Raw genomic sequence first — 13,529 nt, 5'->3', positions numbered from 1 at the left:
CCGAAGACCTGTTGATGAACTTGAGGGGGACGGATCTCCGCTCCTCGCATGCGCACGGCACACCGACCAAGGGTGACAGACGTCGTCACACTCGAAGGTCGCTACATGGGGCGGAGGTTTTTAGCGAAGAGAGATCATGGACGACACGGTTTCCCGTGCCGGAACGAAAGGTCTCACGGGCGCACGTTCGAGACAAGCTTCTTGTTTGCTGCTGCTGTCTGGTGTCGAACGCTCCGCCCTACCCCGTCATCCGTTGCCGCCAGGCGCATGAGCGGCAAGCTTCTCTCCCAGGGATAGGTGAAGGAAGGGGGCAACATGGCAGGCACTCGACGGTCTCGCATGCCCGCATGGGTTCCGGGGCTCATCGTCGCGCTCTCGCTGGTGGCGAACGCGGCTCCCCAGGCCAAATTGCCCGAGTACTGGGACGTCCGCGTGTACATCTCGCTCAACTGGGATGTGCTGACGCGCTCCCTGGAGACATGCTCGGTCCTGGCGGATCCCAAGGTCCCGGAGCGCTCCGTGCTCTATCTGCCCAAGGATCTGCCCGAGCCCCTGGTGGTCCAGCAATTGCGCCAGAGATGCCCTCAGGTGCGCATCCAGCGTCTGCCCTCGGATATCACTGAACCAGGACAGGCGAACGTCCAGGCGATTGATCCGCCGGGGCTGCTCTTCCTGGAGCATCCGTATGTCGTGCCCGGCGGCATGTTCAACGAGATGTACGGATGGGACAGCTACTTCATCCTCCGCGGGCTGCTGCGCGACGGGCGGGACGAGCTGGCCCAGGGCATGGTGCGCAACTTCTTCTTCGAGCTCGAGCACTACGGCGCGGTGCTCAACGCCAACCGCACCTACTACCTCACCCGCTCCCAGCCACCCTTTCTCTCCTCGATGGTGCTGGCGGTCCATGACTCCCTCGGAGAGGCGGAGAAGCGTGCGTGGCTGACCGAGGCCCTGCCCTATCTGACCCGCGACTACGAGATGTGGGTCCGGGGAGAGCACCTGGCCGGGCAGACAGGGCTGTCCCGCTACTTTGATTTCGGCGAGGGGCCGGTGCCCGAGCTCGACACGCACGCCCGTTACTATCGAGACGTGGTGGCGTACTTCCTGCGCAACCCGGAGGCCGGCAAGCCCTATCTGCGCGAGGTGAACCCGGAGACCCGGCAGACAACCGACACGAGCCCCGTGTTCACCTTCCAGGTCTGTGAGCAGAAGGTCGGGACGACGAGCTGCACGGCCATGGAGTCGTTCACGCTCACGGAGGATTACTACAAGGGCGACCGCAGCATGCGCGAGTCGGGTTTCGACGTCTCCTTCCACAACGGGCCCTTCAACGCGAGCATGCACCACTACGCCTCGGTGGACCTGAACAGCCTGCTGTACAAGACAGAGACGGACCTGGAGCGCATCAACACGTTGCTGGGCCGCACCGCGGAAGCGCGTACGTGGCGGGAGCGCGCCGCACGGCGCAAGGAGCTGGTGAACCGCTACCTGTGGGACGCCCAGCGTGGCATGTACTTCGACTACGACTTCGTGGCCGGCAAGCGCTCGACCTATGAGTACGCGACGACCTTCTATCCGCTCTGGGTGGGGCTGGCGTCCCCCGAGCAGGCACGGGCCGTGGCGGGCAAACTCTCCCGCTTCGAGCAGCCCGGCGGTGTGGCGATGAGCCGCCAGGAGTCACACACCCAATGGGATTACCCCTACGGGTGGGCTCCCATCCAGCTTCTCACCGTCGAGGGGCTGCGCCGCTACGGCTTTGGGGCGGACGCCGACCGGCTCTCCCGGAAGTTCCTCGACACGGTCGCCGAGGACTTTCGCCGCGATGGGACCATCCGGGAGAAGTACAACATGGTGACGCGCTCCTCGGAGGTGAAGGTCAAGGCCGGCTATGCGGAGAATGTCGTCGGTTTCGGGTGGACCAACGGCGTCTTCCTGGAGCTGCAGCACGGGCTCCAGCAGGAGCAGGAACCCGCCGTGAGAGCCTGGCCGAGAACTCAGCCGCAGCAACAGCAGCCGGCCGCGGCTCCGTGAGGCGCAAGGGGTTCGGCTACGGCGTGGCGTTACAAACGGCTCAGTGCGTAAGCACCGGGTACGCCGGGCCCACCCCGCATCTCTGACGGAAGGCTCGCACGGCCTCGGCGATCTCCGTGCCCGCCTCCACCAGGCCCGCGTGGCCCGCGTCCGCCACCAGCACCCACTCCGCTTCCGGCATCCGCGCGCGCATCCGCTCCATCTCGCGCAGGGAAATCAGAAGATCATTCTTCGCGGCGATGAGCTGCGCGGGCACCCGCACGTCTGGCAGCACGTCCCAGCACGGAGGGCAATCCACCAGGCCGCGCATCATCATCCAGAAGGCCTGCGGATCCATCCGGCGCAAGGCCAGCAGGAACTCCAGGATGTCCGCGCGTGGGGCTCGGGCCCGCAGCAACCCCGAGACGCGCCCGAGCGGATATGCCAGGCGCGAGGCGAGCACCTGGTGGACGAGCGGCGCCACCTTGGGCACCAGCGGCGTCAGGGTCTTCAAGGCACGGCCCAGGGTGGCGTGTCCACCCGGCAGCGGGATGAACCAGGCGCTCGGATCCGGCGAGGCAGGGCTGCCAGCAATCAGCGTCATCGCGGGCACCAGCTCCGGCCGGCGCCGGTACAGCTCCAGCACCACCCGGACGCCCATGGAGAAACCCACGTGGTGGGGCGGGCGCCCATCACCACGAACCATCATCTCCTCGGTGACACGCTCCAGGTCGTCCACGTGGACGCGCAGCGCGTAGTCCCCATTGGCGGACAGTTGGCTGCGACCATGACCGCGGTAGTCCCAGTGCACCACCCGGTGGTCCTGCTCCAGGTCCGCGACGATGTACCGCCAGAAGTTCTCCGACGTGCCGATGCCATTGGTCAGCAGCACCGACGAGCGGGAGGCGAGCGCGGGTTCAGCCTCGCTCTCCGGGGCATTGCCCACATGCGTGTGGTACGCAACGCGGGTGCCATCGGGCGCGGTAACGAAGCGGGTGAGGCGCAGGTAGGGCATGTTCCCCCCCACCATTCGGACGCTCCCCCAACGGCGCAAGGCCCGGCGTTCACTTTTGGGTATCGTTACCCCCTTCCATGAGCCAGACCGCTCCGACCCCTCCCCTCTCGCCCTGGCTCGAACCGCGTCCCTCGGGTCCCGGAGCGCCGCCCGCGGCCGTGTCCGTAGGCACGATGAACTTCGGAGCCCGTACCCCAGCACCCGAGGCGCAGCGGATCGTCGCCCGGGCCCTGGAGCGCGGGGTGCTCTTCTTCGACACCGCCAACTCGTACGGCAACGGTGAGGCCGAGCGCCTCCTCGGTCAGGCGCTGCGAGGCCGGAGGGCGGAGGTGGGTCTCGCTACCAAAGTGGGACTGGCACGCATCCGGGGGAAGTCCGAGGGCCTCTCCGGAGGGCAAGTGGTGCGTGCGGTGGAGGACAGCCTGAAGCGGCTCGGGACGGACTACGTGGACGTGCTCTACCTGCATGCGCCGGATACCTCCACGCCGGTAGAGGAGACGCTGGACGCCGTGCACGGGATGCTGCGCGCCGGCAAGGCGAGGCACTGGGGCGTGTCCAACCACGCGGCCTGGCAACTGCTGGAGCTCCGAGGCCTGTGCGATGCGCGCGGCATGCCTCGCCCGGTGGTGTCCCAGGTGCTCTACAACGTGCTGGTGCGCCAGCTCGAGGTGGAGTACCTGCCCTTCACGAGGCGCTACCCCATCCACACCACCGTCTACAACCCGCTGGCCGGAGGGCTGCTCTCCGGACGCCATGTGCCGGGCAGTCCCATCCCTCCGGGCTCGCGCTTCGACGGCAACCGCCTCTACCAGCGCCGCTATTGGTCCGAGCGTCTCCTCGAGCAGGCCGGACGCCTGCGGGAGGTGGCGGAGGCAGCGGGCCTCACGTTGGTGGAGCTCGCCTACGCGTGGCTGGCGAGCCGTCCCGGAGTGGACTCGGTGCTGGCGGGCCCGGCAACGGTGGAGCACCTGGATGCGGCGCTGGACGCCTGCGCGAAACCGCTGCCCCCGGAGGTGGCCACGCGCGTGGACGAGATCTCCCGGGAGTGGCTGGGCACGGACGCCACGTACGCGAGGTGAGCATGCTGGCGGTGGATGCGGAGACTTTCGATATCGCCGGGCCGCTGGCGCACTACGCCGAGCACGGGTACGCGCGCCTGGGCCGGTTGCTCAGCGCGGAGGGCCTCGAGGCACTGCGCGAGCGCGCGGACGATCTGATGCTGGGCCGGGTGAGCTACCCGGGCTTCTTCTGGCAGATGGACGCGCCCACGGGCCGGTATGAGGACGCGCCGCTTGGGCTCGGCTGGCAGGGCCCGTCGCTGGACTACCGCAAGCTGGAGAAGCTGGAGAAGGATCCGCGCTTCCTTGAGTGGATGGAGAACCCGCTCTTCGAGCGCATCGCCCGGACGCTCATCCCCGGGGACCTCTGCCTCTACCGGGCCATCCTCTTTCACAAGGGCCAGCGAGGAGGCAGCGAGCTGCCCTGGCACCAGGACGGGGGCAAGCTGTGGGGCCTCACGAAGGACCCCGAGCTGCAACTGTGGACGGCGCTGGACGATGCACCGCTGGACGGGGGTTGCGTGGAGGTGGTGCCGGGAAGCCACCGCTGGGGGTTGGCCACGGCGCTCGGGGGCGTGGTGCCGCCAGACCAAGTGGCTGCGCGAGACGCGGACCGGCTGGCGGTGCCGCTGCCCGTGGAGGCCGGCGAGGTGCTGCTCCTCCACAACTACGTGTGGCACCGCTCCGCATCGAGCCGCACGGGCCAGCGCCGCCGGGGCTTCTCGGCCTGCTACATGAGCGCGGACACGCGCTGCGTGCGCAAGAAGAAGGCCCCACGGGACTTCTTCCCACTCTTCCGCCGCGCCTCGCGCTGAGGCGCCCTACCCCGCCTTCAGCTTGCTGCGGAGGGCGGGCAGGCTGATGCGAAAGGTGCTGCCCTTGCCCAGATCGCTGCTGGCGGTGATCTCCCCGCCGAAGCCGGTGATGATGCCGTGGCAGATGGACAGGCCGAGCCCCGTCCCCACGCCCACCGGCTTGGTGGTGAAGAACGGATCGAAGATGCGATCCAACACCTCGCGGGGCATGCCGCAGCCGGTGTCCTTCACCTCGATGATGGCGTGGTTGCTCTCGGAGCGCAGGACGACGCGGATCTCGTTCTTGTCCGGCTGGCCAGCGGCGATGGCGTGGGCGGCGTTGATGAGCAGGTTGAGGACCACCTGACCGAACCGGGCCTCACTGCCCTCCACCAGCGGCACCTCGGCCACCTCCTTCACCACGGTGGCGCGGTGGCGCAGCTCGCCGCGGGCCAGCGCCAGCGCCGAGTCGATGCCGCGCCGCAGATCCACCGCCGTGGGCAGCTCCTCGTCGCCTCGCGAGAACGTCTTCAGGTCCTGGACGATGAGCCGCACCCGGTTGACGCCCTCGTTCGTCTCTGCCAGCACCTCCTCCAGCTCGCCGAGCTGCCCCTCGGGCAGCAGCGAGGAGATGGTGTGCAGCTCCTCGGTGAGGAAGGACAGGTTGGAGATGACGAAGGCGAGCGGGTTGTTGATCTCGTGCGCCACGCCCGCGGCGAGCGTACCCACCGAGGCCAGCCTGTCGGCGACGACGAGGCGCGCTTGGATCTGCTTGCGCTCGGTCAGGTCGCGCGCGCTCACCAGGGTTGCTGGCTGGCCGGCGAAGACGAGCCGCAGGCTGCTGATCTCCGCCGTCAGCAGGCCGCCCCCGGGAGGCTGGAAGCGGATCTCCCGCACCCGGCTGGAGGAGCCCCGGCTGGGCATGCCATCGAGCATGCCGCCAGCGGCGCTGCGATCCTCGGGGTGGACGAAGTCCAGCAGCGAGCGGCCCACCAGCTCGTTGGCCTTGAGCCGCAGGAAGGAGCACGCCGACGGGTTGACGTAGAGCAGCGGCCCGCCGCGGTGCACGAAGATGGCTTCGGGCGAGCCCTCGATGAGGGCGCGGAAGCTCTCCTCGGAGCGGCGCAGCGCCTCCTCGGCGGCCTTGCGCTCGGTGATGTCGAAGGACACCCCTCCGAGGAAGCGCTGGCCCGAGCTGTTACGGGCGATGAACCGGTAGGTGAGGAACTGGCGCTGCTCTCCCTCCGGCGTGGGAATCATGCTCTCGGAGACGGAGGGCTGACCGGACTTGAAGGCCTGATCATCCTGCTCGCGCAGGTGGGCGACCGTCTCCGTCGGCATGAACTGCTCGTCGGGGATGGTGCTCACGTCCAGGCCGGGAGACAGCCCGAAGAAGCGCCGGAAGGGCTCGTTGGCGAAGACGCGCCGGCCGGCCTCGTCCTTCATGTAGGCGAGCGCCGGATTGTTGTTGAGGAAGGAGTCGAAGAGGTGCTGGCTCTCCTGGAGCGCGGTGACGATGGAGGCCACCTCCGTCATCAGCGCCTGCTTCGCCGCGTGCTCGGCGGCGTTGCCCATGGCGGCCCCGAGCAGGCCGGCCATCAGCTCCAGGGTGCGCTCATCCGAGTCCACGAAGGCGAACGGCACCTGGGAGGCGATGCTCAGCACGCCCACCGTCTGGTTGTCGCGCTTGAGGGGCACGTTCAGCATCGAGCGCACCTTGAGCCGGCGCGCCGTCTCCACGTTGGCGCGAGGATCTCTCTCGGTGTCGTCGGTGCGCATCACCTCGCCGCGCAGCACGCTGCTGCCGGCCATGGTGTTGGCGATGGGCAGGCGCGCGCCCTCGAACTGCTTCGAGTAGCCCGTGCACACCCGGTAGAACATCTCCTCGCCCTCGATGATGCCCACGGCCGCGCCGCCCGCGCCGCAGAGGATCATCGCCCGCTCGGCGATGAGCCGCATCACCACGTCCAGATCCAGGCCCGCCAGCGCGATGTCGTTCTGCGTCTGGATGATGGCCGCCAGCCGCTCGATCTCCCCACGCGCGGACTCCTCGTGGGACTGCCGGCGCATGAAGGCGTAGCAGCGGCGCTCGAACAGGGCGATGCGGGCGCGCACGTCCACCGGATCGAAGGGCGCCACCAGGTAGTCGTCCACGCCGATTTCCATCAGCGGGATGATGTCCTCCTCGGCGAGGCTGGCGGCCATGCCGAGCACGGAGACCTCGGCGGCGCGGATCTGCGCGCGCAGCCGGCTGAACCACTCGGACTTCTCGCGGACCTGTTCGGCGCCGACAACCAACACGTCCACCAGGGAAATGGTGGCGGCCGTGACCTCGGGTCCCGAGGCAACCACGACCTCATGTCCCATCCGGGCAAGCTCCGCCCCAATGGGATGGTCACCGTCGCGACTGAGGAGGAGAAAGCGCATGGAGGCTGGAGCGAATTCTAAGGAAACAGACGAGGCTAGATCGAGGCCCTTCCGGTCCACCAAGAGCACCCGACACCGGGAGGACGGCTCTCCGTTGGACGGAAGCCTATCCTCGTTCGCTCCGCATGGGGGAGAGGTGGGAGGGACAAAGGGGGACCATGGCCGCCAGCACAGCCGGCGGGCGGCCCTCATTATTGCCACGTGTCCAACGTTTGTGCGACCTCGACGTGCTCAATGGTGGTCGGCAGGGTGCGCCTCGGGGCCTGGACCCCTGGCGTCCAAGCAGGAGCGCCCTATCTCTCCGGGGTTGTCCGCCGCAGGCAAGCGGGCACGGGTTGCTCGGGGCGGGGTCGGTCCGGGGGGAAGGTCACACATGAGGTACGGCATCGCGGTGGGGCTATGGATGGTGGCGCTCGGCGCCTGTCAGGTGGCGACGCTGCCCCAGGTGGTGGACGGACGGGTGGAGCAGTCCGCAGCCGAGCACTCCCAGCTATTCGACCGGGGTGCCCTCACGGTGATGACGCGCAGCCTTTCGGGCGGGACGCCTCTGGAGCGGCTGCTGGAGGGCCCCCTGGCGGAGGAGCCGGCACGGGCCGCGGAGCTGCTCGGGGCGCTGAGCCAAGAGGACGTGCGGGCCCGGGCGCGCAAGCTGGCGGATGAGATCCAATATGCCCGGCCGCACCTCATCGGGCTGCAGCAGGTGACGCAGGTGCGGCTGCAGTCGCCGGGGGACGCGCTCTTCGGCGGCACCCAGCCCGCGGAGGCGATGTACCTGGACGTGTTGCCTGTGCTGCTGGGCGAGCTGGAGGCGCGCGGGCTGCACTACCGGGAGGTGGCACGGGTGCGCAATGCGGACGTGGAGCTGCCGCTGCTCACGAGCAGCGCGCCGACGTTCGACGACGTGCGGCTGACGGACTTCGACCTCATCCTCGCGAGGGCGGACGTGGAGATAAAGGAGGCGCGGGCGGGCAACTATGTCGCACACCGGGAGGTGTCGCGACCGGGCCAGGAGCCGGTGGCGCTGCCGAGGGGCTGGGTGTCGGTGGCGGCGAAGGTGGAGGGCCGGAAGTACCGGTTCGTCAGCACGCACCTGGAACCGGCGCCGGACGAGACAGGGCTGCGCGTACAAGTGGCGCAGGCGGGGGAGCTGATCCGCACCCTGCGTGGCGAGCCGCTGCCGGTGGTGCTGGTGGGGGACTTCAACACGCCGGCCAACCTGGGGCTGATGGGGGCGCCCACGTACCGGGAGCTGCTGCTGGCGGGCTACGTGGATGTATGGACGCGCCGCCAGGGAGGCCTGCTGCCGGTAGGGGCGGACCTGCCGAATGAGATGCCGGCGCTGGCGGAGCGCCTCAACCTGGTGCTGGTGCGCAAGCCGGTGGCGCCGAGCCCGCGCCGGATGGGCCCAGTGCTGGCATACGTGGTGGGGGGCTCACTGGAGGAGCGGTTCGGCCCCTGGAAGTCGGACCTGGCGGGAGTGGTGGCGCGCCTGCGCATCTGACACCTACACTGAGCGCCGTGACAGAGCAGCAGTCTGGAGTCCTGGTCGCGGAGCAACCCCACTACCTGCCGTGGCTGGACTTCTACGAGCAGGCGGCGAGGGCGGACACACTGCTGGTGCTGGACAACGTGCAGTGGCTGAGGAGGGGCTGGCAGCGGAGGGCGCGAGTCGCACTTCCGCCGGGCACTCCCCTGCCCCCGCCAGCCGAGTCGGCCTTCCAGTGGCTGACGATCCCCCTGGAGGGAGCGCACCGGGACACGCGAATCTCCGAGCTGGCGGTGGACACGGGACAGCCGTGGACGCGCAAGCACCTGGCGACGCTGACGATGCTGTACGGGAGGAGACCCTATTTCCGGAGCCAGGTGCTGCCGAGACTGGAGGGCTTCTACGCGGAGGCGGCGAAGGAGCGGGGACCGGGCTCGCTGCTGCGCACGCTGCTGGCGAGCATGGCGCTCTTCTACGAACCGCTGGGAGTCAAACCGCGGGTAGAGCTGGCGTCGACACTGGACCGCTCGCACCCGGACAAGACAGGGAGACTGGCGTCGTACTGCACGCAGCTGGGGATGGACACGTACTACTCGGCGGTGGGCTCGCTGTACTTGAGACCGGGGCCGTTCCGAGAGGCGGGGGTGCGGCTGCTGTGGCAGAAGTTCCGCTATCCGGCGTACGACCAGGGGAGAAAGGGAGAGCGCTTCGTGCTGGGCCTGTCCATCGTGGACGTGCTGTCGAACGTACCGGTGGACGAGGTCCGCAAGTGGCTCGAGCCGAGCCCCTGGGGACCCTTCGCCAAATCCCCTCTCCCTTTGGGAGAGGGTTAGGGTGAGGGTCTACCCCCACCCCGCCTCGCTCAGCGCCCGGAGCCGCGCTCCTTGTCAAACCGGACGAAGTAGCTGCGAACAGCCGAGTCGATGAGGTCCTGGTCGAGCTGGGGAGACATGCCGCGGTAGTGGGCCATGTCGATCATCTGATCGAGCAGGTCACGAGGCTGGCAGGCGGCGAAGCGGCGGCCGATGGGCTTGTAGTGAGTATCAATGAGGTACTGGACCATGTCGGCGTCGTAGATGACACCGCGCTTGCGGCACATGACCTCGAAGATCTGATGGAACAGCTCCTCGTCGGGGGGCTGGACCTCGAGCTTGTAGCGGACGCGGCGGAGGAAGGCGTCGTCGACCAGGTCGCTGGGATCGAGGTTGGTGGAGAAGGCGGCGAAGACGTCGAAGGGGACCTGGATCTTCTTGCCGGTGTGGAGGGTGAGCATGTCCACATCGCTCTCGAGCGGGACGATCCACCGGTTGAGGAGGTCCTTCGGGGAGACCTTCTGACGACCGAAGTCGTCGATGAGGAGCATCCCGTTGGTGGCCTTCATCTGGAAGGGAGCCTCGTAGTACTTGACCTCGGGCGAGTAGACGAGGTCGAGCATCTCGAGGGTGAGCTCGCCGCCGACGACAACGAGGGGCCGACGGCAGCGAACCCAGCGCCGGTCATAGGACGGGGTGTTGACGTCGTCCTCGACAGGCCGGTGGAGGATGCTGTCGTAGATGCGGACGACGAAGTCGTCGATGAGGATGGCGTGGGGGATGAAGATCTCCCCATCGAAACAGTTGACCATGCCCTGGCAGATGGCCGTCTTGCCGTTGCCGGGGGGCCCGTAGAAGAAGATGGCGCGGCCCGAGTTCATGGCGGGGCCGATGCCATCGAAGATGTAGTCGCGGATGATGAGGTCGCCGAACTGGTCCTCCATCCGGTAGCGGGTGATGCGATTGCCCCGGACGGTCTGCTTCTTCACCGAGTCGATCCACTCCTGGAGGGTGACAGGAGCGGGGCCGTTGTAGCGATTGCGGTCGAGGATCTGCCGCAACACGTCCGTGGCGAACGTGGTGAGCTGGTAGATCATCGTGGACTTGCCCACGCCCGAGCCGCCGCCGCCGCGGATGTCGATGTACTTCTGGCGGCGCAGTCCCTCGACGATCTCATCGATGACGGTGGAGGGCAGCTTGAGGCGGTTGGCGATGTCCATGCCCCGCATCTCGCCGGCGAAGAAGATGGCCTTGAGGACGAGCTCCTCCACCATGGTGGCGGTGAGGCCCGTCTCGGCGAGCGTGCGCGGCTGGGCAGGCCAGAAGGAGGTGGAGCTGGCGGCGCCCCCACCCTCGGCGATGGCGGCGCGGCGCTGAGTGCCGGTCATCCTCCGCTCGGCGCCCTGGACGGGCATGCCACCGGACGTGGGACGCCGCATCTCGACGGGGACGGGAGGCAGCTCCGACGTCGGGACGGGGGGAGCCGAGCGGCGCTGATCGACGATGACGGAGGGCAGGTCCATGGACGGCACCGGCGGAGCCGAGCGCCGCTGTTGCTCCACGGGGACCGGAGCCATCTCCATGCTGGGCACGGGCGGGGCCGAGCGCTTCTCCATGGGGACGGCGGCCAGGTCCATGCTGGGCATGGGAGTGGCCTGGCGGCGCAGCTCCGCTGGAACAGGGGGAAGCTGCTCCGTGGGGAGGTTGGAGATGACGCGGCGAGCCTCGGGACTCGGAGGGCTCGGGGTGCGACGCTCGAGGAAGGGGCTGGGACCGATGGACCGGCGCTCGGCGGTACCACCCTGCGCCGGAGGCCGCGCGGGACCACCCTGGGCGGGGCCCTGCCCGGGGGGAACGCGGGGCCGGGGAGGCGCGGAGAGCACGTTGCTCGGGACGGGAGTCTCCCGAGGGGTGACGGTGCGGCCCGTGTCGGTCTCGAATTCGGGGGACTCGAATGGAGGGGGATTCGCCCCCGGCCTCCGCTGCTCGGCCATGGATGTTGCTCCGGGTTGAGGCTGGCGAGTCTAGCAGGAAGTGGCCGAGAGGCCCTGATCCAGTCGAGGAAAACAGGGGGGCGAGACGCAGGCCCCTCTGGGGCGGCCCGGTGCTAGCTTGCCCCGTATGAGCTTCTTCCAGGAACCGCCGAGGCTTGGAAACCAGTACGAGGACGACGCACTGCTGCGCAGCTACCTGGACCGGGTGCTGCCCCAGGACATGCGAGCGGGGCTCGAGGACGAGCTCCGGGAGCTGGGCGAGCTGGGAGGCAAGGACCTGTACGAGTTCCAGCTCAGGGACCGGTTGAACGAGCCGGAGCTGACGCAGTGGGACGCCTGGGGCCAGCGGGTGGACCAGATCGAGGTGTCGCCGCTGTGGAAGGAGGCGGAGACGCTGGCGGCGAAGCGGGGGTTGGTAGCGGTGGCGTACGAGCAGAAGAACGGGGAGCGCTCGCGCATCCACCAGTTCACGCTGAACTACCTGGTACAGCCGTCGCTGGACGTCTACTCGTGCCCGCTGGCGATGACGGACGGGGCGGCGCGAACGCTGCTGTCCCTGGGGAACCAGGAGTTGCTCCAGCGCGCCCTGCCCCACCTGACGTCGAGGGACCCGAAGACGTTCTGGACGTCGGGCCAGTGGATGACGGAGCGGACGGGCGGCTCGGACGTGGGGCTGACGCAGACGGTGGCGAGGCAGTCGCCCGAGGGGTGGAGACTGTACGGGACGAAGTGGTTCACCTCGGCGACGACGTCGCAGATGGCGCTGACGCTGGGGCGGCCGGAGGGGAACGGGCCTGGGGGCAAGGGCCTGGCGATCTTCTACGTGGAGACGCGAGGGGCGGACGGGAGGCTGAACGGGATTCAGATCAACCGGCTGAAGGACAAGCTGGGGACGAGGAAGGTACCGACGGCGGAGCTGACGCTGGACGGGACGCTGGCGGTGCCGGTGGCGGGGCTGACGGACGGCATCCGGAACATGTCATGGATGCTGAACGTGACACGGACGTGGAACGCGATGGGCGCCGCGTGGAGCATGAGGAGGGCGCTGGCGCTGGCGAGGGACTACGCAAAGCGGCGGGTGCAGTTCGGGGCGCTGCTGGCGGAGAAGCCGCTGCACGTGGACACGCTGGCGGGACTGGAGGCCGAGTTCCACGGAGGCTTCCTGCTGGCGTTCCGGGCGGTAGAGCTGCTGGGGAAGATGGAGGCGAAGACGGCGACGGAAGAGGAACTGCTGCTGCAGCGGCTGGTGACGCCGTTGGCGAAGCTGACGACAGGGCGGCAGGTAGTGCACGTGACGTCGGAGGTGGTGGAGAGCTTCGGCGGAGCGGGCTACGTGGAGGACACGGGGCTGCCGAGGCTGCTGGCGGACGCGCAGGTGCTGTCTATCTGGGAGGGAACGACGAACGTGCTCTCACTGGACACGCTGAGAGCAATGGCGAAGGGCGGCGCGCTGGAGGCGCTATACACGGACGCGGAGCGGCGGCTGGTGGCAGCAAAGGACGCGGGCCTGCGACCGTGCGTGGCGGCGGCGCAGGAGTCGCTGGAGAAGGCGCGGGCGTGGGTGATGAAGGCGATGGAGAACCCGGCGGGGGTGGAAGCTGGGGCAAGGCGGTTCTCACTGACGCTGGGCCGCACCTACGAACTGGCGCTGCTGGTGGAGCACGCGCAGTGGTGCCTGGACAACGGACACGGCCCGAGGGCCATGGCGGCAGCGCGGCGGCTCATGCGTAACGGCGTGGACCTGATCGCCGACATAGACCTGGACGACGCGCGGCTGCTGGTGTCGTAAAATCGCCCTGAACTCCCTTGTCAGGAGGAAGAATATTAACTCCGGCACAACGGTTTGATTATCGCCGTAGACAGCCGACTCTTTTCCTTATTCGCAATGTTCGTTCCGCAGCAATCCAATGCATATATGCGCCAAAAATTTGGC

The 13,529-nt window shown here is 68.3% G+C and carries 9 protein-coding genes; 6 read left to right on the top strand and 3 right to left on the bottom strand.

Annotated features, from left to right (window positions below):
- Positions 1 to 315: 315 nt before the first annotated feature.
- Positions 316 to 2,031, top strand: coding sequence for a trehalase family glycosidase (locus OV287_RS26070; RefSeq protein WP_267536747.1), 1,716 nt, complete (start codon positions 316 to 318; stop codon positions 2,029 to 2,031).
- A gap of 40 nt (positions 2,032 to 2,071) precedes the next feature.
- On the opposite strand, the gene OV287_RS26065 is transcribed toward OV287_RS26070, so the two are convergent.
- Positions 2,072 to 3,025 carry an alpha/beta fold hydrolase gene (locus OV287_RS26065; RefSeq protein WP_267536746.1) on the bottom strand — a complete coding sequence of 318 codons (954 nt, stop codon included), beginning with the start codon at positions 3,023 to 3,025 and terminating at the stop codon, positions 2,072 to 2,074.
- A 77-nt stretch (positions 3,026 to 3,102) separates the two neighbouring features.
- Between OV287_RS26065 and OV287_RS26060 the strand changes: the two genes are divergently transcribed.
- Complete coding sequence (locus OV287_RS26060) at positions 3,103 to 4,104, top strand: aldo/keto reductase (protein WP_267536745.1); 1,002 nt, start codon at positions 3,103 to 3,105, stop codon at positions 4,102 to 4,104.
- A 2-nt stretch (positions 4,105 to 4,106) separates the two neighbouring features.
- Positions 4,107 to 4,898: a phytanoyl-CoA dioxygenase family protein gene (locus OV287_RS26055; RefSeq protein ID WP_267536744.1), complete on the top strand. Its 792-nt coding sequence runs from the start codon at positions 4,107 to 4,109 to the stop codon at positions 4,896 to 4,898.
- A 6-nt stretch (positions 4,899 to 4,904) separates the two neighbouring features.
- Here OV287_RS26055 and OV287_RS26050 read toward each other — a convergent pair whose 3' ends face one another.
- A complete protein-coding gene (locus OV287_RS26050) occupies positions 4,905 to 7,244 on the bottom strand; it encodes an ATP-binding protein (protein WP_267536743.1) in 2,340 nt (779 codons plus the stop codon).
- Between the two features lie 433 nt (positions 7,245 to 7,677).
- Here OV287_RS26050 and OV287_RS26045 point away from each other — a divergent pair, with 433 nt between their 5' ends.
- Together OV287_RS26045 and OV287_RS26040 are read left to right on the top strand one after the other, a co-directional pair.
- Positions 7,678 to 8,805: an endonuclease/exonuclease/phosphatase family protein gene (locus OV287_RS26045; protein ID WP_267536742.1), complete on the top strand. Its 1,128-nt coding sequence runs from the start codon at positions 7,678 to 7,680 to the stop codon at positions 8,803 to 8,805.
- A 17-nt stretch (positions 8,806 to 8,822) separates the two neighbouring features.
- A complete protein-coding gene (locus tag OV287_RS26040) occupies positions 8,823 to 9,623 on the top strand; it encodes a WbqC family protein (RefSeq protein ID WP_267536741.1) in 801 nt (266 codons plus the stop codon).
- Between the two features lie 29 nt (positions 9,624 to 9,652).
- Here OV287_RS26040 and OV287_RS26035 read toward each other — a convergent pair whose 3' ends face one another.
- A complete protein-coding gene (locus OV287_RS26035) occupies positions 9,653 to 11,596 on the bottom strand; it encodes a DUF8689 domain-containing protein (RefSeq protein WP_267536740.1) in 1,944 nt (647 codons plus the stop codon).
- 127 nt (positions 11,597 to 11,723) lie between these two features.
- On the opposite strand from OV287_RS26035, the gene OV287_RS26030 reads away from it, so the two are divergent.
- Entirely contained in the window at positions 11,724 to 13,385 is a 1,662-nt protein-coding gene (locus OV287_RS26030) for an acyl-CoA dehydrogenase family protein (protein WP_267536739.1), read from the top strand.
- Positions 13,386 to 13,529 lie beyond the last annotated feature (144 nt).

The organism is Archangium lansingense, assembly GCF_026626635.1.
In the GTDB taxonomy this organism is placed as follows: Bacteria; Myxococcota; Myxococcia; order Myxococcales; family Myxococcaceae; genus Archangium; species Archangium lansingense.
This window is presented reverse-complemented; position numbering and strand designations above follow the sequence as displayed.